This is a genomic window from Polaromonas sp. LjRoot131, from assembly GCF_964252805.1.
Classification (GTDB): Bacteria; Pseudomonadota; Gammaproteobacteria; order Burkholderiales; family Burkholderiaceae_C; genus Polaromonas.
Map to the genome: position 1 here is coordinate 2,002,737 of NZ_CAXUPF020000001.1, position 21,914 is coordinate 2,024,650.

At 64.5% G+C, this 21,914-nt stretch carries 18 protein-coding genes, 1 pseudogene and 1 riboswitch; of the genes and pseudogenes, 8 read left to right on the forward strand and 11 right to left on the reverse strand.

Annotation, left to right across the window (positions count from 1 at the left end):
- Positions 1-21: 21 nt before the first annotated feature.
- From ACSQ27_RS09425 to ACSQ27_RS09450, 6 genes are read right to left on the reverse strand one after another with little or no spacing between them, the layout of a single operon-like run.
- Positions 22-546, reverse strand: coding sequence for a helix-turn-helix domain-containing protein (locus ACSQ27_RS09425; RefSeq protein WP_436155183.1), 525 nt, complete (start codon positions 544-546; stop codon positions 22-24).
- Between the two features lie 15 nt (positions 547-561).
- Positions 562-1,017, reverse strand: a complete 456-nt coding sequence (locus ACSQ27_RS09430) for a hypothetical protein (RefSeq protein ID WP_436155184.1) — start codon at positions 1,015-1,017, stop codon at positions 562-564.
- A complete protein-coding gene (locus ACSQ27_RS09435; RefSeq protein ID WP_436155185.1) occupies positions 1,014-1,994 on the reverse strand; it encodes an HAD domain-containing protein in 981 nt (326 codons plus the stop codon). Before ACSQ27_RS09435 ends, ACSQ27_RS09430 begins: the two co-directional genes overlap by 4 nt.
- Positions 1,991-2,764, reverse strand: coding sequence for a metallophosphoesterase family protein (locus ACSQ27_RS09440; protein ID WP_436155186.1), 774 nt, complete (start codon positions 2,762-2,764; stop codon positions 1,991-1,993). The genes ACSQ27_RS09435 and ACSQ27_RS09440 overlap by 4 nt, the downstream gene beginning before the upstream one ends.
- A 37-nt stretch (positions 2,765-2,801) precedes the next feature.
- Complete coding sequence (locus ACSQ27_RS09445) at positions 2,802-3,611, reverse strand: hypothetical protein (RefSeq protein WP_436155187.1); 810 nt, start codon at positions 3,609-3,611, stop codon at positions 2,802-2,804.
- Between the two features lie 35 nt (positions 3,612-3,646).
- The gene (locus tag ACSQ27_RS09450; protein WP_436155188.1) at positions 3,647-4,126 is read right to left on the reverse strand and encodes a hypothetical protein; all 480 of its coding nucleotides are present in this window, start codon (positions 4,124-4,126) and stop codon (positions 3,647-3,649) included.
- A 203-nt stretch (positions 4,127-4,329) separates the two neighbouring features.
- Here ACSQ27_RS09450 and ACSQ27_RS09455 point away from each other — a divergent pair, with 203 nt between their 5' ends.
- Positions 4,330-4,713, forward strand: coding sequence for a helix-turn-helix domain-containing protein (locus tag ACSQ27_RS09455; protein ID WP_436155189.1), 384 nt, complete (start codon positions 4,330-4,332; stop codon positions 4,711-4,713).
- A gap of 48 nt (positions 4,714-4,761) precedes the next feature.
- On the opposite strand, the pseudogene ACSQ27_RS09460 reads toward ACSQ27_RS09455, so the two are convergent.
- Positions 4,762-5,136 (reverse strand): annotated as a pseudogene (locus ACSQ27_RS09460) (MFS transporter); the annotation flags it as partial.
- Between the two features lie 214 nt (positions 5,137-5,350).
- Positions 5,351-6,091, reverse strand: a complete 741-nt coding sequence (locus ACSQ27_RS09465; protein ID WP_436155190.1) for a ComEC/Rec2 family competence protein — start codon at positions 6,089-6,091, stop codon at positions 5,351-5,353.
- A gap of 150 nt (positions 6,092-6,241) precedes the next feature.
- Here ACSQ27_RS09465 and ACSQ27_RS09470 point away from each other — a divergent pair, with 150 nt between their 5' ends.
- The 3 genes from ACSQ27_RS09470 to ACSQ27_RS09480 all read left to right on the forward strand — a co-directional run bounded on the left by ACSQ27_RS09470 (position 6,242) and on the right by ACSQ27_RS09480 (position 13,739).
- Entirely contained in the window at positions 6,242-9,844 is a 3,603-nt protein-coding gene (locus ACSQ27_RS09470; RefSeq protein ID WP_436155191.1) for a DUF2126 domain-containing protein, read from the forward strand.
- Between the two features lie 139 nt (positions 9,845-9,983).
- Positions 9,984-12,779 (forward strand): circularly permuted type 2 ATP-grasp protein, encoded by a 2,796-nt coding sequence (locus ACSQ27_RS09475; protein ID WP_436155192.1) that lies wholly within the window; start codon positions 9,984-9,986, stop codon positions 12,777-12,779.
- 24 nt (positions 12,780-12,803) lie between these two features.
- Complete coding sequence (locus tag ACSQ27_RS09480; protein WP_436155193.1) at positions 12,804-13,739, forward strand: transglutaminase family protein; 936 nt, start codon at positions 12,804-12,806, stop codon at positions 13,737-13,739.
- Here ACSQ27_RS09480 and ACSQ27_RS09485 read toward each other — a convergent pair.
- Positions 13,723-14,664 carry a LysR substrate-binding domain-containing protein gene (locus ACSQ27_RS09485; protein WP_436155194.1) on the reverse strand — a complete coding sequence of 314 codons (942 nt, stop codon included), beginning with the start codon at positions 14,662-14,664 and terminating at the stop codon, positions 13,723-13,725. The two genes, ACSQ27_RS09480 and ACSQ27_RS09485, sit on opposite strands and share 17 nt — an antisense overlap.
- A gap of 82 nt (positions 14,665-14,746) precedes the next feature.
- On the opposite strand from ACSQ27_RS09485, the gene ACSQ27_RS09490 reads away from it, so the two are divergent.
- The 4 genes from ACSQ27_RS09490 (at position 14,747) to ACSQ27_RS09505 (ending at position 18,524) form a co-directional block, all read left to right on the forward strand.
- Positions 14,747-15,934, forward strand: a complete 1,188-nt coding sequence (locus tag ACSQ27_RS09490; RefSeq protein WP_436155195.1) for a pyridoxal-phosphate dependent enzyme — start codon at positions 14,747-14,749, stop codon at positions 15,932-15,934.
- A gap of 57 nt (positions 15,935-15,991) precedes the next feature.
- Positions 15,992-16,957, forward strand: a complete 966-nt coding sequence (locus ACSQ27_RS09495) for a tripartite tricarboxylate transporter substrate binding protein (protein ID WP_436155196.1) — start codon at positions 15,992-15,994, stop codon at positions 16,955-16,957.
- Between the two features lie 115 nt (positions 16,958-17,072).
- A complete protein-coding gene (locus ACSQ27_RS09500; RefSeq protein ID WP_436155197.1) occupies positions 17,073-17,525 on the forward strand; it encodes a RidA family protein in 453 nt (150 codons plus the stop codon).
- Positions 17,526-17,637: 112 nt separating this feature from the next.
- A riboswitch (FMN riboswitch) is annotated at positions 17,638-17,883 on the forward strand.
- Positions 17,884-18,008: 125 nt separating this feature from the next.
- Complete coding sequence (locus ACSQ27_RS09505; protein WP_436155198.1) at positions 18,009-18,524, forward strand: 6,7-dimethyl-8-ribityllumazine synthase; 516 nt, start codon at positions 18,009-18,011, stop codon at positions 18,522-18,524.
- A 39-nt stretch (positions 18,525-18,563) separates the two neighbouring features.
- Here the strand turns inward: ACSQ27_RS09505 and parC are convergent, their stop codons facing one another.
- Both parC and ACSQ27_RS09515 read right to left on the reverse strand, forming a co-directional pair.
- Positions 18,564-20,921: a DNA topoisomerase IV subunit A gene (gene parC / locus ACSQ27_RS09510; RefSeq protein ID WP_436155199.1), complete on the reverse strand. Its 2,358-nt coding sequence runs from the start codon at positions 20,919-20,921 to the stop codon at positions 18,564-18,566.
- 141 nt (positions 20,922-21,062) lie between these two features.
- Complete coding sequence (locus ACSQ27_RS09515; RefSeq protein WP_436155200.1) at positions 21,063-21,860, reverse strand: lytic transglycosylase domain-containing protein; 798 nt, start codon at positions 21,858-21,860, stop codon at positions 21,063-21,065.
- Positions 21,861-21,914 lie beyond the last annotated feature (54 nt).

Genomic DNA, 21,914 nt, shown 5'->3' on the forward strand with positions numbered 1-21,914 from the left:
CTGGTACGCAGTGGACGCTGCTCACAGCCAAATTTCACGAATAGTATTCACGGCTATGGCCATATCGCGCATGTGCTGCCAGAACTCGACGCGATTGACGCCGGTCTCGTGATGTAACTGCTCAATCACGTCAGCAATCAGAGAAATGGGTGCCTCCTCCAAAAATGTGCGCACATAAGGTCGTAAGTTCTTTGGGTAAGTTGTAGTGAGGAGCGCCGCCCGCAGGTCCTCGGCATCGAGTACTTCTTTAAAGCTCGTGCTCGCCGAGCGTGCGGCAATCTCCAGCGCGGGCGTTCCTCCCTCCCGCTGACGCCTTGTCGACCGTGGATTTGAAACGTGGACACTTAGCCCTATCACCGAAAGCAGGCGTACTGCATGGGCCCAATCGAGTTCGCCAATGGATCCATTTTCCAGTTGCTCCACGATAGGGGGCGACAAGCCACACAGGTCGGCAACGCGCTCCTGGGTTAAGCCCATGTCGGAACGACGGGTACGCGCCGCCAATCCGATTGCAGCAAATTCATACATGGCTTTGCTCGCAAGCATTACCTTTGATATTCCCTACCATCGCACGCGCGAAATCTCTTCGTCCACCACATCGAGGAATACGTCCGACCTCTCCTCGGGCGTTAGCGTGTCGTATTCGGGCGGCATACCGCCCAGCAGCATTTCGATGGGAGTCAACCCGGCGTATATCTTCTGCGGGCTCCGCAGGAAACTCCAGAGCAGCGTCGAGTTGACATCGGCTTCGAGATATTTCTGAATGGTTTGCCGCAGCAGGGAATTGTCCAGGCGTTCATTGAGCTGAAACGCGGGATAACGCCGGTCATCGACCCGGGCTGGCGACGAAAGGAAAATGAATTCGCCGGCGACCGCGCGTTCATAAACCGCCTCCGGCGAACACTTCAAATGATCTGCCATCTCCTGAGCTGTCAGCACGCCGTACAGGTGCGCAAAGCGGCCACGATCCTCGTTGCCAATAGTTGGTGGGCGAGGTTCGAGATCTGGCACAGTCATGACATGTCCTTTCGCTCGCACAGCAGCTGGCGCAACCGGCTTTCGTCCGCGTCGACAAACCCTGTCGCTGCATTGATGACCATCAGGTTCCTGTTGAAAGGGCGAAACAAGAACGCCTTGTCGTCCAGTGCGAGCCAGTGCTGGCTGTAAGGCCGGTTGGCACGAAGCCAGGCCATGCACTCCCATTCCCGCGGGTACAGCTCCAGGCCATCCGGAAACTGTCGAGGGTCCAGATCCTTGGAGTCAGGCGTGACTCCGACGATGCGCTCGGATATGTCGTAAGAAAAATAATGCTTCAGGGTGTCGCCTGCAGAGTCCAATGGAAAGCGAAGGCGCCAGGTTGTTGTCAACACGATGTCGACTTCCGGGAAATCACGCAGGATTTTCTGGAGCCGATCGCGGTTACAAAACCTGCTCTCCCTATCGCAAACGTCTGGATGGAGGACGCCATCGAAGTCAAGAAACAGGGTCATATATTCCTTACTGGTGTCCATCGGTTGTCTCGTGATCCGCGTCAGGTGCTGGCGGAACACGTCTTCATCGGACGGCATGAATCCGAGGCCTTTATTGATCGGCATAAGGTTGACGCTGCCGGGTGAGAACCACCAGGCGCGGTCATCTAAAGCCATCCATGGAGTCCAGGCTGGCCGATTCGATTTAAGCCATTTCAGGCATTCGGCCTCGCGCGGGTAGGGCAGCGGAGCCAGACCTCGCGATTCACGTCGGCCTAAAAATGGCGTGATTCCGATGACTCGTGAGGCGATGTCTGGGGAAAAATGCCGGCGCATGTTCGATACAGCAACCGCTTCACCTTCATTGAACCAATCGAGGCGCCAGTCTGAGGAAATGACGATTTCGACGGAAGGGAAGTCCCGCAGGATTGCTTCCACGAGGGGGAGCTGCGACAGCTTTTTTTTAGCCTGAAGTGGCTCCGGATGCAGCACCCCGTCGAAGTCGAGAAAGAGAATCGGGCTCATGGCGGCGCGTTCTTGAAAACGTCGAGGTACTTTTGCCGGAAGTCCCGCTGCGCATCCAGCTCGCCGGGAACGATCACCGTAGCGTTTCCGGCCGCGTTAATGGCAGTGACGCCTCGCAGGCCGACACCAAAACTCTTGAAGCCCTGCTGGCCCCATCGATCGGAGCTGTCCAAGTTGTCGTGGTGGTGCCCGTGTACTGCCACTTTGACACCCATGCTCTGTGCCAGGGTGTCCAGGATTTCAAAACCGTTGTTGTGATAGCCCGGAGCTTCGTGGGTGACGAGAATGTCTGCCTGCATCAAGGACAAACGATCCAGCTCGTCCGGATAAATACTTGACCAGTGTTGGCGCGGCACGCCGCCTTGCCACCCGTCCTGCTGGGGCGTGGCCTGGACATGCTCTTGGCGATTGCGAAATTTTGGCGGCGTAGGCAGGCTGGGATACCAGACGCTTTCCCGGAATACGCCGCCCAGGCCGGCGATCCGGAGCCCATTGGGCAAGGCCACCACCCGGCCGTCCAAGTTTCTGTCTGCCAGCTGGCTGCCCCAGAGGTGGTTCCAGTTGCGCTCGCTATCGGTATCGTGATTGCCGTGGATGTACCAAAGCTTGTCGACAATCGATGCCAGCTCCTCGTGCAGCGGACGCACCGGCTCCATGTCCCCCAGCACTATGACCGCTGATGCACGCAGCTCATCCGCGGCTCGCAGAATGTCGTCGAACTTCCCGTGCGGGTCGCCGCAGAACAAAACGATATCACCAGGGGTTTTCACAGCACTTTGAGCTCGCAAAACCTGGGATGGCTCTGAACTACTGCTTCGGAAGCATGGCGCCAATACGCCAGCTCACCATTCCTTTATAGGCATCAGGCTTTCCCTCGTACGCTTGGTCGACCGCAGTCTGAAGGGCCTTCACCCACTTTTGGAGGTGGGCAATGAATTGGCTCTTGGCGGGATCGGCGGCAATCTCCGCTTTGCTCCAACCACCCGTGAAGCCTTCGGAGTCCGGGAAGATGTCAAACGTCACGTCGAGCTTCTTCGAGTGCATGCTGTCCCGAAGAACGCCAACACGAACGGCCTGTTTCTGAAGAGGTGCTGCATTTTGCGGTTGCGTGATATCGGGCGTCGCTCCGGACTGATATTTGTTGACGGAGACAAATGCGCAATTGGTGCCGCGGGTGAACGTCGGCTGTTCAGCACTCAGCACGACGCCGTAGATGTCCTGCGCGCCGGCACCCCCACCGCACGGGGTGGGATTCGTCCAGGATGTGTGCTTCTTGTTTTCGGCGTGGGAAACCCGCACGCTTTGAACTTCACGCACTACGCCTTGCTCAATGCGCACAAAGTTGGTTCGACTGACAACATACTCACCCGTGCTCGGGTTGTCCCTATTCAGTAAGCCTTTGGACGGCGTCGCAGACAGGAGCGTCCAGCCCTCGCCAGGCAGCCAGATGGGGTAGCCGCCGGCCGTCAGGGTTGCGGTTTGCGGCATGCCAGTTACCGCATCGGCTGACGCACGATGCTCGGCGCTGCTGGAAACGTACAGCTCCTGGGCTGTGACGGACAAAGAAGCTGCGGCCAGTAGGGCAACGACAAACCGGCTTTTGAAGGATTTTTTCATGCGGATGTTTGCAGGGGGAATAGGGAAACGCAAAGCTATTGCTGCAAAGGAAAGGTGTGGTGGAGGACTTTTTTGCGCAACCGCTTGACTGGTGTGGCTAGCATCGAGTCGGCATACGTCACACCCTCTGCCGTCTCGTAAATATCGGCCAACTGACCAAGCTCCGACGGCTCTTCAGCCCTCCAGATCGCCCGCAAAGGTTCCATCTTCCATTGACTGGTGCCGTTGAAGTGTCCGGGGGTGACGATGAATACCGAGTCAAGCTGCAGCTGACTCGTCACTTCCATCTGAGCCAACCCCTCCACGTCCGCAATGTTGGAAACCAATATCGTTCGGCTGACTCGGAAGGAGTCATCGTCAATGGAATCTGGTTGACTGATCGACACAAGGAACCAGGGTCGTTGAAGGGCAAGCTCCGCGGCCCGCCAATGAGTCAGTCCATCCCCAAAAGGGTTCAATGGCGCTTTGTGCTGCTTGTGAGTAACGAACATGTTGAATTCATGGGTTTTGGCCATATAGACAGCCGGCTTATCGGGAAGGTCTAGCACGCCAGATACCCAAATGCATTCAGTCCAGCCAGTTGCAGAGCCTCCTCAAGGCGGTCCGGCCTGCAATTTTCAATCGCAATATAGATCTAATTTGTTGCCTTACAACAAATTAGATCATTCTACATACGACGTCGATTGTCAACACTTTCATCCGTATTAAAGGATGTGATGTGCAACGTAAGAAAAGGGAATTTCCTGAAGACCTTCGACGGAGATTGGGTGCTGCTATTGCGGAGCGGCGCAAGCTAGGCAAGCTGACTCAGGACGAACTTGCGGGCTTGGTTGAGGTCGACGCAGAAACCGTCTCTCGGTTTGAACGTGGCATTTCCATGCCTTCACTTGAACGCCTATGGGTTATTGCGGAGGCACTTGATGTGGGTATGAGCGACCTGCTGGTAGCAACAAGCACGCTGCCGAACGATCAAGCTCGCAGGCTTACGGCAATCATGGACGGCTTAGCCATCGCGGATCAACGATTGCTGATGGATTTCGCCCAACTTCTCCAAAAGCGACAGGTGGGCGATTTACCCTCCAGTCGCCGAAAACAAGAATGACTCTGAACGTCGTTCTAACGTTAACAGTTTGAACCATCCAGATAGATTGAAGAACCAGGCAAACATGGCCGCCGCCCACAGCACGCCCACCACATTGGCGGTTGCCACATTGCGCAGGCGGAACATGGCCAGTGGCACCAGCGGCGTCTTCACTTTGGACTCGATGACCAGGAAGATGGCCATCAGAACGGCGGCCACGCCCAGCAGGCCCAGCGTCTGGCCCGACAGCCAGCCCGCTTCATTGCCGTTGACGATGCCGTACACCGCCAGCATCAGCGAGGTAGTAACGGTGATGGCGCCCCACACGTCCAGCTTCGCATCACCGGCCTGGCCCTTGCCGCCGGGCAGCAGCATGACGCACAGCGCAAACACCGCGGCGCCTATCGGCAGGTTGACCAGAAAGATCCAGTGCCAGCTGTATGTTGACCTCAACCATCCCAAGAACGCTGATGCGCTTCTTAATGAAGTTTTAAAGGAGGTCCATGTCCTGATGACTCAGAAAAAGAGTTGAAGGAATGCCTCATGCAGCTAGGCAAGCCGAACGCCTATGGACAAAATATTGACTATTTGTCCTAAAAACTTGTGTTCTCCATGGACATGGCTGAAATTCCTGAAACGCTAGGATCCACGGGGCGTTTTAGCCATGTCCATACCCTGACAACAAACCGGTAAGCGGTGGGTTGCTGTTGCCGTGCGGCGCCTTGAGCCGCACCGTCATGCGCCAGCGTTCGCCGGCACGCAGGGCCTGCGGCTGGCGCTGCAGGGCCAGCGCCGCTTCGAAGGGGTCGGCATCCTGGGCCAGGGGGCGGGGCTCGCGCCCGGCAAAGCCCGAATACCAGCCCAGCAGAATCTGCGGCGGCAAACGAATATCGCGGCCGTCCAGGCGGGCGGATTCGATGCCGAGGCGAAAGCGCAGGCCGTCTTCGCCGGGCTGCGGCATGGCCAGCACGCTGCCCGTGACCTCGATGTCGCGGCCTTCCAGGGCCGGATCCAGGGCAGTGGACTGGAAAATACAGGCCCGCCAGCCGGCCGAGCCCCAACCCAGCAGCACCGCCAGGGCAAACGCGAGCATCGCCCTGCCCCATGGGGGTTTTATCGCGCTCCTGCCGAAACGCCACAAAAGCCCGGCCGCCGCGACAACCAGCAGGCAACACAAGGCATAGCCTGGCTGCGGCCACAGCGCGGGCTGCTGCAATTGCAGGGCCACGCCTGCGATGAAACCGGCCAGAACAGGCCCCGGGCTCACAGCGTATCGCCGTGGCACCGTGAATACAGCAGGCTCCAAAGCCGCCTCCCCTTCTTTTTTTTGCTTTTTTAGGAAGCTGTTTAACGGGAGGCCCAGGCAAAGCGCCGACAGCAAGCCATGCAAACTCCGCATATGGCGCAGCTCTTGCTTTCAGAAATGCCGTCAAATCCGGGTAAGCTGTCTACGCGTCCCAATGTCCAGGCTGCATGATGTGGTGGCCTGTGATGGATTTATTTTTCCGGCGGTGTGTAGCGCCCTGTTATTTTTTAAAGCGAGGTTGCCTTGTCCATCCACGTTGCCCTGAGCCACATCACGCATTACAAGTACGACCGGCTGGTGAAACTCGGCCCCCAGGTGGTCCGCCTGCGGCCCGCGCCGCACAGCCGCACACAGGTGCTGTCCTATTCCCTCAGGGTTGAGCCCGCCGGGCATTTCATCAACTGGCAACAGGACCCGTTTGCCAACTACCAGGCCCGCCTGGTGTTTCCCGAGCCGACGCGCGAGTTCAAGGTCACGGTGGACCTGGTCGTCGAGATGGCGGTGTTCAACCCCTTCGACTTCTTCCTGGAACCCGCTGCCGAAGAATTTCCCTTTACCTACAACGCGCTGCAGGCCCGCGAACTGGCGCCCTACCTGGCCACCCAGCCGGCGACGCCGCTGCTCAAGCGCTACCTCGACAAAATCGACCGCACGCCCAAACGCACCATCGACTTCCTGGTGGGCCTGAACCAGGGCCTGCAGTCGGACATCAAATACTCCATCCGCATGGAGCCCGGCGTGCAGACGCCCGAAGAGACCCTGCGCCTGGCCTGCGGCTCCTGCCGTGACACCGGCTGGCTGCTGGTGCAGCTGCTGCGCCACATGGGCCTGGCCGCGCGTTTTGTCTCGGGCTACCTGATACAGCTCAAGGCCGACGTCAAATCGATCGACGGCCCCAGCGGCGCCGAAGCCGACTTCACCGACCTGCACGCCTGGTGCGAGGTCTTTCTGCCCGGCGCCGGCTGGGTGGGCCTGGACCCGACATCCGGCCTGATGGCGGGCGAAGGCCACATCCCGCTGGCCTGCACGCCCGAGCCCTCCAGCGCCGCGCCTGTTGAAGGCGGCGTCGACAAGTCCGAGGTCGAGTTCGAGCACCACATGGCGGTGCAGCGCATTTACGAATCGCCGCGCGTGACCAAGCCCTATACCGAGGAGCAATGGCAGGAGGTGCTGGCGCTGGGCGAAAAGGTCGACCAGGACCTGGTGGCCGGTGACGTGCGCCTGACCATGGGCGGCGAGCCGACCTTTGTGGCCACCACCGACCGCGACGCAGCCGAGTGGAACATCGACGCGCTGGGCCCGACCAAGCGCGGCTACGCGACCGAACTCGTGCAAAAGCTGCGAGCCGAATACGGCGAAGGCGGTTTCCTGCATTTCGGCCAGGGCAAGTGGTACCCGGGCGAGCAGTTGCCGCGCTGGGCACTGAGCATCTTCTGGCGCAAGGACGGCCAGCCGATCTGGCAGAACCCGGCGCTGTTCGCCGACGAACGCCAGCCCTGCAACTACACCAGCGCCGACGCGCAGCGTTTTGTGCAGACGCTGGCGGGCAAGCTGGGCCTGGCCACCACCTACATCACGCCGGGCTATGAGGACACCTGGTACTACCTCTGGCGCGAGCGCCGGCTGCCGGTCAACGTCGACCCCTTTGATTCGAAGCTGGACGACGCCATGGAGCGCGAGCGCCTGCGCCGCGTCTTCATGCAGGGCCTGGATTCCGTCGTGGGCTATGTGCTGCCGCTGCAGACCAAGGAGCAGCTCAAGCAGCGAAACGCCGGCGCCTCGCCCTCTCTGGCCGGCCCGAAATGGACCACAGGCCCCTGGTTCTTCCGCGAAGAACGCATGTATTTGATGCCGGGCGACTCGCCCATGGGCTACCGCCTGCCGCTGGATTCCGTGCCCTGGGTGTCCAAGACCGACTACCCCTACATGATCGAGGCCGACCCCTTCGCGCCGCGGCAGGAGCTGCCGGCCGCTTCGGCGCTGGCCGCGCGCTACAACGGCAGCTTCAGCGCGGCCCGCGGCGCCACGCCGGTGGCGCCCTCGGCAGGTGGCAGCGCCAGTTCACTCGCGCAGTACATGGCGCGCTACATGGCCGGCAACACCGCGCTGTCGCAAGCCAGCCGCATCCTGCAGTTCCGCCCGCTGGGCACGAACGGCGCCCCAGGCGCGGACGGCAAACCGGCCGGTGCCGCGCCCGAGGCAGCCGCGCCCCAGGACGACCGCGCGCCCAAGCCTTTTGAATCGGCCGCCTGGCTGACGCGCACCGCGCTGTGCGTCGAAGTGCGCGACCCTTCGCGCGCCAACGGCCCCAAGGACAAACCCAAGGCCGACCCCGACAGCAAGGCCAACAAATCGGGCCGCGGTGAAGTGGGCGCGATCTACGTCTTCATGCCGCCCATGGAGCGGCTGGAAGACTACCTGGACCTGCTGGCCGCCGTGGAAGCCACGGCGCAGTCGCTGGGCGTGAGCATCGTGCTCGAAGGCTACCCGCCGCCGCGCGACCCGCGCCTGAAAATGCTGCAGGTCACGCCTGATCCGGGCGTCATCGAGGTCAACATCCACCCGGCCTACAACTGGGGCGAACTGGTGGAACACACCGAGTTCCTCTACAAGATCGCGCACGAGACGCGCCTGTCGGCCGAGAAGTTCATGACCGACGGCCGGCACACCGGCACCGGCGGCGGCAACCACTTCGTGCTGGGCGGCGCCACGCCGGCCGACAGCCCCTTCCTGCGCAAGCCCGAGGTGCTGGGCAGCCTGATCGCCTACTGGCATAACCACCCCTCGCTGAGCTATCTGTTCTCGGGCATGTTCATAGGCCCGACCAGCCAGGCGCCGCGTGTGGACGAGGCCCGCAACGACCAGCTCTACGAACTCGAAATCGCCTTGCGCGAAATCGAAAACAACCGCAAGAAGTACGGCGCCGACATGCCGCCCTGGCTGGTGGACCGCACCTTACGCAACATCCTGGTCGACGTGACCGGCAACACCCACCGCAGCGAGTTCTGCATCGATAAGATGTACTCGCCCGATTCGACCACCGGGCGCCTGGGCCTGCTGGAGCTGCGTGCCTTCGAGATGCCGCCGCATGCGCGCATGAGCATCGCCCAGCAACTGCTGCTGCGCGCGCTGGTGGCGCGCTTCTGGAACAAGCCCTACCACGGCCGCGTCACGCGCTGGGGCACCGAGCTGCACGACCGCTTCCTGCTGCCCGGCTTTATCCGCATGGATTTTGAAGACGTGCTGACCGAGTTGCGCGAAGCCGGCTACCCCTTCGACATGGCCTGGTTCGAGCCGCATTTCGAGTTCCGCTTCCCGCTGATCGGCCAGGTCAAAACCAACAGCATTGAGTTGACCTTGCGCAGCGCGCTGGAACCCTGGCACGTGATGGGTGAGGAAGGCTCGGCCGGCGGCACCGTGCGCTACGTCGATTCCTCGCTGGAGCGCATCGAGGTGCACGTCACCGGCCTCAACGACAACCGCTATGTGGTCACCGTCAACGGCCGCGCGCTGCCGCTGCAAAGCACGGGCCGCGTCGGCGAATACGTGGCCGGCGTGCGTTACAAGGCCTGGAACCCGCCTTCGGCCCTGCACCCTTCCATCGGCGTGCATGCGCCGCTGACCTTCGACATCGTCGACACCTGGATGGAACGCTCGCTGGGCGGCTGCCAGTACCACGTGGCCCACCCGGGCGGGCGCAGCTACGACACGCTGCCGGTCAATTCGTACGAGGCCGAAAGCCGCCGCCTCACGCGCTTTTTCCGCATGGGCCACACGCCGGGCAAGATGCGCGTGGCGCCGGCACAGGCCAGCCGGGAGTTCCCATTCACGCTGGACCTGCGCTGAAGACTCATAAGACAGGCCCATCAGCCTGTCTTATGGCTGCAACAATTGCATGCGCAAGCGGCATAAATAGCCTTTTTGGCCGGAAACCAGCCCTTCATTGAGGCTTTGCGCCTCAGGGCCGCAGGCATACTTGCAGCACGTGGAAAATAACACCCAGTCCCTTTTTGCCGCCCAGGCGCTCGAATCCCCCTGCGCCCTGGCCGCCGCGCTGGCGCCGCATGCGGCAGCCGGCCATTTCGACGAATTGCGGGGTCGTGTCTCCGAAGGCCCCGCGCCCGTGGAAGCGGCCGCGCCCGCCCAGCCCGCCTTGCGCGCGGCCGGCAGCGCCCCTGAAGCCGCCCCCACCCAGCCTGAGGCCCCCGCTGCAGCCACTGACGACAGCCTGTCGCCCGACTGGACGCGCTTTTTCAACTTCCTGGGCGCCGACGGTTTTTACGACCTGAACCACCGCACCGCCAACCTGCGCCGCCAGATCCGCGACAACGGCGTGACCTACAACGTCTACGCCAATGCCAACGGCCCGCAGCGGCCCTGGGCGCTGGACCTCTTCCCCATGATGGTGTCGGCCGCCGACTGGGCGCAGATCGAGGCCGGCATCCAGCAGCGCGCCCGCCTGCTGGACCGTGTCATGGCCGACATCTACGGCCCGCAGGAACTGCTTTCCAAAGGCCTCTTGCCCAGCGCGCTGGTGCACGCCCACCCCGGCTACCTGCGCGGCATGCAAGGTGTGCAGCCGGCCGGCGGCACCTATCTGCACATCGCCGCCTTCGACATCGCGCATGGCCCCGACGGCCGCTGGTCGGTGGTTTCGCAGCGCACGCAAGCGCCTTCCGGCCTGGGCTACCTGCTGGAAAACCGCCTGACCATCTCGCTGCTGTTCCCCGAAGCCTTCCGCGAGATGCAGGTGGAACGCCTGGGCGCCTCCTACAAGGCGCTGGTCGACGGCCTCAAGGCCATGAGCCCGGGCGACGGCAACGAGGAAAGCCGCGTGGTGCTGCTGACCCCGGGGCCTTACAACGAAACCTACTTCGAGCACGCCTATCTCGCGCGCTTCCTGGGCCTGACGCTGGTCGAGGGCAGCGACCTGCTGGTGCGCGACGACAGGCTTTACCTGAAAACCCTGCGCGGCCTGGAGCCGGTGCACGGCCTGCTCAAGCGCCTGGACGACGAATTCCTGGATCCGCTGGAGCTGCGCTCGGACTCCACGCTGGGTGTGCCCGGCCTGCTGCAGGTGATACGCGCGGGCAATGTGCTGGTGGTCAACACGCCGGGCTCGGCTTTTCTCGAATCGAGCGCGCTGCTGGGCTTCCTGCCAGCGCTGTCGGAACACCTGCTCGGCGAAACCCTGGCCCTGCCCTCGCTGGCCACCTGGTGGTGCGGCGAGCAGGCCGTCATGCAGGACGTGCTGGGCCAGCTCAAGAACTGCGTGATCAAGCCGACCTACCCCGGCTCGGGCATGGAGTCCGTCATAGGCCATACGCTGTCGCGCCGCGCGCTGGACGAATGGGCCGGCCGCATCGTGCGCCGCGGCGAGGACTACACGGTGCAGGCCTACCTGCCGCTGCCGCAGACCCCCACCTGGCAGGGTGAACGGATTTCCCCGCGCTCGGCGATGCTGCGCGTGTTCGCGGTGGCCGACGGCAAGGGCTCCTGGCAGGTGCTGCCGGGCGGGCTGGCAAGGCTGGCCGGCAAGAACGAAAACATGTCCTCCATGCAGCACGGCGGCAGCAGCGCCGACGTGTGGGTGCTGGGTGATACCTCCGCCAACAGGGCCCACGCCGAACACAGTGCAGCCCCGCGCGCCGAGCAACCCGCGCCGGCCTGGGCCGCGGCGCCGCTGCGCCACCGCCCGCCGGTCACCAGCCGCGCGGCCGAAAACCTTTTCTGGCTGGGCCGCTACACCGAGCGCGCCGAAAACTCCACGCGCCTGGCGCAGATCACCTTGCAATGCCTGGGCGGCGAAGACCAGACCTCGCAGCCGCTGCTGGCCTGGCTGACCAGCATGGCGGTCGGCAATGCGCTGGTGCTGGACAGCGTGCCGCCGGCCACGCAGGCCCGCCGGGTGTTTGAACGCGCGCTGATCGCCAACCTGGCCGACACCGAACAGGCCGCCAGCGTGGGCTACAACCTGCGCGCGCTCAAGAGTGCGGCTTCGGCCGTGCGTGAGCGCCTGTCGCAGGAGCAGTGGCACATGATCGTGCGCACCGAGGCCGATTTTTTCCAGCGCTGCTCGGTGTTCAGCAGCGCGGGCCAGACGCAGACACAAAGCCAGGGCGGGCAAAGCCAAAGTCAATCCATCCAGTCCAGCCCGTCCAGTCAACCTCTGCTCGAATACTCCTCGGTCGAGGCGCTGCGCGCGCTCGAATCGGCCAGCGGCTTCCTCTCGGCCATGACGGGCGCGCAGACCGACCGCATGACGCGCGACGACGGCTGGCGCCTGCTCAGCGTGGGCCGGCTCATCGAGCGGCTCAACACCCTGGCGGGCGCGCTGGTGCGCGGTTTTGAAACCGGGTCGGTATTCGAGGAAGGCGGCTTCAACGCCATGGTGGCGCTGTTCGACAGCACCATCACCTTCCACGCGCAATACCAGCAGCGCCGCGACATCCCGGCCCTGCTCGACCTGCTGGTGCTGGACCGCGACAACCCCCGCTCACTGGGCTGGGTGGTGCAGACCCTGCGCGGCCGCCTGGCCAAGCTGGCCGGCAGTGCGCCGGGCGACATGCCCGAGCTCGCGATGGAGCTGCCCGATCCCGGCAGCTGGGCCCTGGCCGACCTGTGCGCAGGCATGCAAACCGAAGGCGAAGGCCAGTGCCATGACGGCCGCCTGGTCGAGCTGCTGCGGCAATGCTGCGATGCCGCGCTGGACCTGTCGGACACCTTGAGCCGCCGCTACTTCAGCCACGCGGCCTCCGGCAGCCAGAGCCTGGGCGCCTGAGTTCAGGCCAAGCGGAGTTCTTCCATGCTGCTGCACGTCGTCCACGAAACCCGCTACCGCTATGCGCCGGCGGTGGAAAACGCCCACCACGTGGTGCACCTCAAACCCGCCAGCCGCAACGGCCAGAGCCTGCTCAGTTATGCGCTGCACGTGGACCCGGCGCCCGTGCAGTTGCGCGAAACCGTGGACGTCTACGGCAACACGCGCAGCTATTTTTCGCTGCAGGCCGCGCATGAAAGCCTGACCGTGGTGGCGGACAGCATTGTGTCCACCTCGGCCCTCAACCCGCTGCAGTCCGAAGCGGCGCTGGCGACCGGCCAGTCCGCATCGCCGCCCTGGGAGCAGGTACGCGAGCAGTTCCGCTACCGCGCCGGCGCGGCCTACGACAGCGCTTCCGAGTTCCTGTTTGCCTCGCCTTACGTGCCGCGCGACGAGGCTTTTGTCGAGTTCGCGCGACCCAGCTTCCTGCCCGGCCGGCCCTTGCCTGAGGCGGCGCGCGACCTGATGGAGCGCATCCACCACACCATGACCTATGAGAGCGAAAGCACCGAGGTCAACACGCCGGCGCTCGAGGCACTCAAACAAGGCAAAGGCGTGTGCCAGGACTTCGCCCACATCATGGTGGCCTGCTGCCGCGCCATGGGTTTGCCGGCGCGTTACGTGAGCGGCTACCTGCTGACCAGCCCGCCGCCCGGCCAGCCGCGCCTGGTCGGCAGCGACGCCTCGCATGCCTGGGCCTCGGTCTACTGCCCGGGCCTGGGCACCTGGCTGGATTTCGACCCCACCAACAACCGCGCGCCCGGCGAAGACTATGTCACGCTGGCCACCGGCCGCGATTTCCTCGACGTCTCGCCCATGCGCGGCGTGATACGCGGCGGGGCGCAGCACATCCTGGACGTGGCCGTCACGGTGGAGCCACTGCCGGAGACCGACGTCCAGTCCCTTACGACGGGGAACTGAGCGCGGCGTCACCCAGCAGAGAACCCTCAGGCAGGCTGCCCACCAGCCGGCGCCTGCATAAGCCCACAAACTCCTGCGCAGCACCTGATTGCGCCTGCAGCGGCTTGAAGGCCAGCAAGGCGCGAAACGACACATCGGCCGCCAGCGGCACGCTGCGCAGGCCCAGCGCCAGGTATTCACGTGCCACCAGCGGATTCGTCACGGCCAGCCCGGCGCCGGCCAGCACCAGCGCGCATTGCGTTGCGCTGTAAGGGGTTTCAATCACAAAACGCGCCTGCACGCCGGCCTGTGCCAGTGCCGCCTCCAGGCGCCGCTGGGCCGGGTCGGAGGCCGACAGGCCCACCAGCGGCACCTCCTGCAGGTCCTGCGGATGCAGCAGCTGCTTGCGCGCCAGCGGATGGGCGGCCGGCATGATGCAGACGGCGGGCGCCTGGTAGAACAGCGAAGACACCAGGCCGCTGGTGTCGGCCTCGTCACCGAGGAAAGCCAGGTCCACCGCGCCCTGGAACAAGGCCTCGCGCAGCACTTTCGAGCTGTCGACCAGCAGCAGGCAGCGCGTGCGCGGATAACTGCGCTGGAATTCGGCCAAAGCCCAGGGCATCACACTGGCGGCCATGGCGTGCAGCGAACCTATGCGCAGCACCGTGTCTTCGTGCGACTGCAGCGCCACGATTTTTCGCTGCACGGCTTCCAGGCCTTCGTAGACGCGCTCGACCTCTTCCATCAGCGCGTGGGCTTCGGGCGTGGGCGTGAGCTTGCCCTTGGGCCGGTCAAACAGCTTGAGGCCGGCGCGCGCCTCGAGCTGCTGCAACAACTGCGTGACCGCCGGCTGGCTCACGTGCAGGGCCGCGGCCGCGCGGTTGGCCGTACCCAGGCGCATGACCATGCGGAAGACTTCGATCTGGCGTGCGCTGGCTTCGGCCATGGCGTCTCCCTATAAGTTTCACTTATTCTAAATCGCCATCAAGTGCTGCACGGGAATGCAAGCCCTTCATACCATTGAGCGCATGAATTCCCTTGTTTCCGAACCCAGCGCGGCCCCTCCTCTCGTGGTCCGCAACCCGTACCTGTCCGGGCTGCGCTGCATCCATTGCGCCCGGGACTACCCCTTGCAGGACCTGCCGGCCGGCTGCCCGCACTGCGCGGCGGCTGGCACGCCCGCGAGCCTGGAGGCGGTCTATACCGAACTGCCCAAAACCCTTAAAACTGCCAGTACGGGTTATAAGTGGGGTGCCTGGCTGCCTTACACCCAGGGCGTTTCCCTGGGCGAAGGCGGCACGCCCTGCCTGGACCTGCCGCGCCTGGCGCGCAGCTTCGGCCTGAAGCAGCTTTCGGCCAAGCATGAAGGCATGAACCCCACGGGCTCGCACAAGGACCGCATGTCCGCCCAGGCCGTCAGCCGGGCGCTGGACGTGGGCGCACAGACCGTGGTGCTGGCCTCCAGCGGCAACGCGGCGGTGTCGGCCGCGGCTTATTGCGCAGCCGCCGGCCTGCCCTGCGAAGTCGCCACCTACCAGGACATGCCGGAACCCTATGCGCGCGCGCTGCACCGGTTGGGCGCCAAACGCCTGACGTTCGAGCGCGGTTTCGGACGCTGGGAACATTTGCGCCGCCGCGTCGAGCAGGACGGCGCCTTCGCGCTGACCAACTACAGCGTGCCCGCCGTCGGCAGCCCGGCTTTCGGCGTCGAGGGCTACCGCGCGGTGGCGCTCGAATGCGTGGCCGATGGCTGCGTCCCCGACCACGTGCTGGTGCCCACGGCGCGTGGCGATTTGCTCTGGGGGCTTTACAGCGGATTTCGCGACCTGCTGCAGGCCGGGCTGGTCGCGCGCATGCCGCGCCTCTGGGCGGTCGAGCCTTTCCCGCGCCTGGCCCGCGTGCTGGGCGGCGAGCCGGCCCAGTCCGAATTCGCCGGCAGCACCGCGCAGTTTTCCATCGCCGGCAGCACCGTCACCTTGCAGCAGGCGCTGGCCGTGCGGCGCTCGGGCGGCGGCGCGGTGGTGGTGGACGATGCCGGCGCCGTGGAAGGCAGTGCCCGGCTGGGCGCGCAAGGCCTGTGGGTGGAGCTGTGCGCGGGCGCCTGCCTGGGCGCGCTGGCGCAGCTGCGCGCGCGCGGCGAAATCGCGCCTTCCGAACACGCCCTGCTGCTGCTGACCGCCAAGGGCGACCGCGACACCTTGGACACCTTGCCTTGACCTCCCCTGTTCCCCCAGTTCCCCTGACTCCCTGAACCGACCGCAAAGGATTTCCCCATGAAGACCCGACTGTTCACCACCCTGCTCCTGGCCGGCGCCGCCTTGGTCAGCGCAAGCACCCACGCCGCCTACCCCGACAAGCCCCTGCGCCTCATCGTGCCCTGGGCGCCCGGAGGCAGCACGGACGCGATCGCGCGCGCCATCGCGCAGCGCATGGGCGAGACCATGGGCCAGAGCGTGGTGGTGGACAACCGCTCCGGCGCCTCGGGCCGCATAGGCACCGAGGCCGCGGCCAAGGCCGCGCCCGACGGCTACACCTTCGCCATCGTCGAGTTGCCGCATGCGATCGCACCGGCCGTGTTCAACAAGATGCCCTATGACCTGCTGCGCGACTTCACGCCGGTTTCCATGGTCGGCACCTCGCCGCTGATGCTGTTCGCCGGTGCGCAGTACAAGAACGGCGACATCAAGGGTTTCCTCAAAAACCAGCGCAACAGCAAGGTGCCGCTGGCCCTGGCCCACAGCGGCAACGGCTCCATCAGCCACCTGTCGAGCGAGCTGTTCGGCACCGCCACCGGCATCAAGGTCAATGCGATTCCCTACCGCGGCTCGGCGCCCGCGCTCACCGATGTCGCGGCCGGCCAGGTGGACGCCCATTTCGCCACGCTGGCCAGCGCCAGCTCGCTGCTGGGCGCGAACAGGATTTCAGCTTTGCTGGTGACCGGCAACACGCGCCTGGCCGGGCTACCCGACGTTCCCACCGCGCGCGAAGCCGGCATGGAAGGCATGCAGTTCAACCAGTGGTGGGCCCTGGTGGCGCCGGCCACCACGCCCATCGAGATCGTCGAGCGGCTGCGCAGCGAAGCCGTCGCGGCGCTGGCCCACCCCTCCACGCGCGAGCGGCTCACCACGCTGGGCATAGAGCTCAAGGGTTCAAGCCGCGACGAGCTGCGCGCCTTCATGCGCAGCGAGGTAGACCGCTGGGGCGCTGTGGTGCGCAAGGCCGGCATCAAGCCCGAATAAGCCCCCGCCCTGCATCACTTCCTTTCATGCCGCTACAGGCTCGCCCGCCGGCGGGCCCGCCCTACAATTCCCTGCACACCCCGCCTGCGGGAGCCTTCAACCAAAGGGAAACACCATGAGCGCCTACGACAAGCTGAAAGCACTGAACATCACCCTGCCCCCCGTCGCGATCCCCGTCGCCGCCTACCTGCCCTTTGTGCAGACCGGCAATCTGGTGTTCCTGAGCGGCCACATCGCCAAAAAAGACGGCAAGCCCCTGGTCGGCCAGCTCGGCAAAAACATGACGACCGAAGAGGGCAAGGCCGCCGCGCGTTCGGTCGCCATCGACCTGATGGGCACGCTGGAAGCCGCCGTCGGCCTGGGCAAGGTCAAGCGCATCGTCAAGCTCATGAGCCTGGTCAATTCGACCGGCGACTACACCGAGCAGCACCTGGTGACCAATGGCGCCAGCGAGCTGTTCGCCGAAGTCTTCGGCGACGCCGGCAAGCATGCGCGCAGCGCGTTTGGCGTGGCGCAGGTGCCCATGGGCGCTTGTGTCGAGATCGACCTGGTTGCTGAAGTCGAGTAAATCCCTGCAGCTGCGGCGAGCATCCGCAATCACCGTGGGGCCGGCAAACCGGCAGCAAGCACCGGTTCGCGCGGCAGCTTAAACTCATAACGCTCCGGCCATTTCGCCGGGGCAGCGTTCTCAGGGCGGGGTGAAATTCCCCACCGGCGGTGTTTGCAGGCGACTGCATCAGCCCGCGAGCGCCCGTTCTATGCCATTTCCAATTCAGCGCGAGATTAGGCGCGTCGCCGCAGGCAGTGCTACAGCACGACAAGGCGGCGCAACGACATATCGCGTTGAATTGGAATGGCATCCGGGGTCAGCAGATTTGGTTCAACTCCAAAGCCGACGGTCACAGTCCGGATGAAAGAGAGCGCGATGCAAACGGCTGTGCCGTGGGCGGCGTTTGCCGGTGTGGAGTTCTTCCGCCCCGGCGGCCATATGCCCGCGCGCCGGCCGCAGGCTCGTGCGCCCTGATTCTGGTAACACCTACAGAGGCCATCCATGAGTCAGACAAACAGTTCAGTTGCTTCCCCTTCCGCCATCCATTCCGGTGGCGCTCCCAAGGCGCGTTTCGCCTTTATCCAGTCGTCCTGGCACGAAGACATCGTGGACCAGGGGCGCGGCGCTTTCCTGGCCGAGATGGCCAGACAGGGCGTGGGCCCCGAATCCATAGACACGTTTGAAGTGCCGGGCGCTTTCGAAATCCCGCTACACGCCAAAAAGCTCGCGCAGTCGGGCCGCTACGCGGGCGTGGTCTGCTGCGGGCTCGTGGTGGACGGCGGCATCTACCGCCACGAGTTCGTGGCCGATGCGGTGATCAGCGCGCTGATGGGCATACAGCTGGAGACCGGCGTGCCGGTGTTTTCGGCAGTGCTGACGCCGCAGCATTTCCATGAGCATGAGGAACACCGTCAATTCTTCACCGCACACTTCCTGACCAAGGGCAAGGAAGTGGCGCAGGCCTGCCTGGAAACGGTGGCGGGCCTGAGGAAGCTCGAGTCGCTGCTGGCGGCCTGAGCCCGGCGCCCGCCCCTTCAAGGGAAGCGGGCGTCGCCCTTATTCGACGCGCGTGATGCCGGTGGGCTTGAAGCCCAGGTCGGCGGCCTTGCCCTTGCGCGCGCGTGCAGCGCGGGCATTGTTCAGCGTACGGATTTCCAGCGTTTCCTCGCGCGCCTTGCCGCCGCGGCCTATGCCTTCGATCTTGACGCTGCGGGTGTAGGCCGCCGCGCCGGCCAGGGTGTCCTTGGCTTCGAGGTCTATCAGCATCAGGCCGCGTCCGCCGGCGGCCTGCATCTTGAGTTCGCCGATTTCAAAGGTCAGGATGCGGCCGCCGGTGGACGCACAGGCCACGTGCGTGGCGGGCACCATCGGCGTCGTGCCGCTGTTGAAGGCGGCGTGCGACGGCCTGCAGATGGTTTCGCCTTCGGCGCAGCTGATGAAGGCCTTGCCAGCCTTGAGGCGGGACGTCATGTTCTCGACCGTGGCGAGGAAGCCGTAGCCGCCGCTGGCGCTGAGCAGCAATGCGGCATTGGACGGGCCCGCGAAGTAGTGCACCAGCTGCGTGCCGGATTCGAGGTCGATCATGGTGGTCAACGGCTGGCCGTCGCCGCGTGCACCGGGCAGCGATGACACCGGCACCGAATAAATGCGGCCGCGTGAACCGAAGGCCAGCAGCGTGTCCACCGTGCGGCATTCAAAGGTGCCATAAAGGCCGTCGCCGGACTTGAAGGCAAAGCCCGCCGGGTCATGGCCGTGGCCGCTGCGCGCACGCACCCAGCCCCGGTCGCTGATGACCACGGTCACCGGCTCGTCCAGCACCTTGACTTCGAGCACGGCTTTTTTCTCGGCCTGGATCAGGGTGCGGCGCGCATCGGCGAACTGCTTGGCGTCGGCTTCGATTTCCTTGATCAGCAGGCGCTTGAGCGCCGCCGGGCTGCCGAGGATTTCCTCGAGCCGGCCCTGCTCTTCGCGCAGGTTTTTCAGGTCCTGCTCGATCTTGATGGCTTCGAGCCGCGCGAGCTGGCGCAGGCGGATTTCGAGGATGTCCTCGGCCTGGATTTCACTGAGCTTGAAACGCTCGATCAGCGCAAGCTTGGGCTCATCCGACTGGCGGATGATGGCGATCACTTCGTCGATGTTGAGCAGCACCAGCTGCCGCCCTTCGAGGATGTGGATGCGGGCCAGCACCTTGTCGAGCCGGTGCTGCGAACGCCTTTGCACCGTGGTCTGGCGGAACTCGATCCATTCCGTCAGCATCTGGCGCAGGTTTTTCTGCGTGGGTTTGCCGTCCAGCCCGACCATGGTCAGGTTGATGGGCGCCGAGCTTTCCAGGCTGGTGTTGGCCAGCAGGGTGTTGATGAGTTCGGACTGGCTGATCTTGCTGGTCTTGGGCTCGAACACCAGGCGCACGGCAGCGTCCTTGCTGGACTCGTCGCGCACCACGTCGAGCACGGCCAGAATGGTCTGCTTGAGCTGCACCTGGTCCTGGCTCAGGGCTTTTTTGCCGGCCTTGATTTTCGGGTTGGTGAGTTCCTCGATCTCCTCGAGCACGCGCTGGGTGCTGACGCCGGGCGGCAGTTCCTGCACCACCAGCTGCCACTGGCCGCGCGCGAGTTCTTCGATCTTCCAGCGCGCGCGCACCTTGAGCGAGCCGCGGCCGGTGCTGTAGGCGGCCGCAATTTCGGCGTGGCTGGAGATGATCTGCCCACCGCCCGGGTAGTCGGGCCCGGCGATCAGCGTGAACAGCTCTTCGTCAGTGAGTTTTGGCGCCTTGATGAGCGCCACGCAGGCATCGGCCACCTCGCGCAGGTTGTGGCTGGGGATTTCGGTGGCCAGGCCGACGGCAATGCCGCTGGCGCCGTTGAGCAGCGTGAAGGGCAGGCGCGCGGGCAGCTGGCGGGGTTCTTCAAAGGATCCGTCGTAGTTGGGCACAAAGTCGACCGTGCCTTCGTCGAGCTCATCGAGCAGCAGGGTCGTGATGCGGGCCAGCCGTGCCTCGGTGTAGCGCATGGCCGCGGCGCCGTCACCGTCGCGCGAACCGAAGTTGCCCTGGCCGTCGACCAGCGGGTAGCGCTGGCTGAAGTCCTGGGCCATGCGCACCATGGCGTCATAAGCCGCCTGGTCGCCGTGCGGATGGTATTTGCCGAGCACGTCACCAACCACGCGGGCGCTCTTGACCGGCTTGGCCCCGCTCGCGCCGTTGGCGCCGCCGAAGCCCAGGCCCATGCGCGACATGCTGAAGAGGATGCGGCGCTGCACCGGCTTCTGGCCGTCGCAGACGTCGGGCAGGGCCCGGCCCTTGACGACGCTGAGCGCGTATTCAAGGTAAGCCCGCTGCGCGTACGCGGCCAGCGAATCCTGGTCGGCGGGTTCGGGAATCGGGGCGACTGCGTCCGGTGTGAAAAGATCATCCATCGTGATTTGGCTTGGGCTAGGTCAGGTTATGCCGGGCCGGCGCGCACAGGCGCGGCCGGTACAGGATTATGGAAAGAAAAAAAGGGACGGAGCCGCTTTCAGGCAGCCGGGCTTGCCGGCGGAACTCCGGTTGCATGGGCGTCAGTTCCGCTCGGGTGGGGCCTCTGGCGTGGCGGTGGACGCGACGGTGGTCGGCACCATGTTGCTGCGGCCCGTGGCGCCGCCCATCATCTCCATGCGCACGCGGCCGCCGGACGAGGTCATCATGCTGGGCGGCTTGAGGTGGTTGTAGAGCTGCATCACGGTCTTGACGTAGTTTTTGGTCTCGGGGTAGTTGGGGATTTTGTTGCCCGCGCGCTGCACGGCGCCTTCGCCGGCGTTGTAGGCGGCAATCGCCAGCTCAAGCTGGCCGGGGAACATGGCGATCAGGTCGCTGAGGTAGCTGGAGCCGGCCCGGATGTTGGTCTTGGGGTCGGTGAGCTTTTTGTGGACCGTGGAATCCTTGCTGGCCCGCACGCCGTAGCGCTCCGCCGTGGGCGGGATCAGCTGCATCAGCCCGACCGCACCCTTGGGCGAGACGGCCTGGGTGTTGAAGCCCGACTCGGTGGCGATCAGCGCCTGCAGCAGTTCGTAGTCGATGCCGTGCGTGGCGGAGGCCTCGCGCAACAGGTGCTTGACGGCCTTGTAGTTGGGCGACACGTCGAAGTAGGCCAGCAGCTTGGGGGGCGCGGCGGCCACGCCGGTGGCGCGGTTGGCACCGCTGCCGACGGCCTTGCCGCTTCGGCCCACGTTATCGCCGGCGCTGAAGCTTTCGCTGCCGCGGAAGAAGAGTTCATAGCGCTCGTCCAGCCGCACCGCCGAAAAATGCGCGATGCCGTCCTTGTCCACGTAGCCCCAGATGTCGGCGTGGGCGGGCCGCTGCGACAGCAGCATCAGCATGCCCAAAAGAAGTCCAAGCCAGAGCCTGGATTTGCCATAAAAAATATTCATAAA

What these genes read in the sequence shown, in the direction of transcription:
- ACSQ27_RS09425 (WP_436155183.1), bottom strand. Translation starts at nt 546, where the DNA reads ATGCTTGCGAGCAAAGCCATGTATGAATTTGCTGCAATCGGATTGGCG.
- ACSQ27_RS09430 (WP_436155184.1), bottom strand. Translation starts at nt 1,017, where the DNA reads ATGACTGTGCCAGATCTCGAACCTCGCCCACCAACTATTGGCAACGAG.
- ACSQ27_RS09435 (WP_436155185.1), bottom strand. Translation starts at nt 1,994, where the DNA reads ATGAGCCCGATTCTCTTTCTCGACTTCGACGGGGTGCTGCATCCGGAG.
- ACSQ27_RS09445 (WP_436155187.1), bottom strand. Translation starts at nt 3,611, where the DNA reads ATGAAAAAATCCTTCAAAAGCCGGTTTGTCGTTGCCCTACTGGCCGCA.
- ACSQ27_RS09450 (WP_436155188.1), bottom strand. Translation starts at nt 4,126, where the DNA reads ATGGCCAAAACCCATGAATTCAACATGTTCGTTACTCACAAGCAGCAC.
- ACSQ27_RS09465 (WP_436155190.1), bottom strand. Translation starts at nt 6,091, where the DNA reads ATGCGGAGTTTGCATGGCTTGCTGTCGGCGCTTTGCCTGGGCCTCCCG.
- ACSQ27_RS09480 (WP_436155193.1), top strand. Translation starts at nt 12,804, where the DNA reads ATGCTGCTGCACGTCGTCCACGAAACCCGCTACCGCTATGCGCCGGCG.
- ACSQ27_RS09485 (WP_436155194.1), bottom strand. Translation starts at nt 14,664, where the DNA reads ATGGCCGAAGCCAGCGCACGCCAGATCGAAGTCTTCCGCATGGTCATG.
- ACSQ27_RS09490 (WP_436155195.1), top strand. Translation starts at nt 14,747, where the DNA reads ATGAATTCCCTTGTTTCCGAACCCAGCGCGGCCCCTCCTCTCGTGGTC.
- ACSQ27_RS09495 (WP_436155196.1), top strand. Translation starts at nt 15,992, where the DNA reads ATGAAGACCCGACTGTTCACCACCCTGCTCCTGGCCGGCGCCGCCTTG.
- ACSQ27_RS09500 (WP_436155197.1), top strand. Translation starts at nt 17,073, where the DNA reads ATGAGCGCCTACGACAAGCTGAAAGCACTGAACATCACCCTGCCCCCC.
- ACSQ27_RS09505 (WP_436155198.1), top strand. Translation starts at nt 18,009, where the DNA reads ATGAGTCAGACAAACAGTTCAGTTGCTTCCCCTTCCGCCATCCATTCC.
- parC (WP_436155199.1), bottom strand. Translation starts at nt 20,921, where the DNA reads ATGGATGATCTTTTCACACCGGACGCAGTCGCCCCGATTCCCGAACCC.
- ACSQ27_RS09515 (WP_436155200.1), bottom strand. Translation starts at nt 21,860, where the DNA reads ATGCTGATGCTGCTGTCGCAGCGGCCCGCCCACGCCGACATCTGGGGC.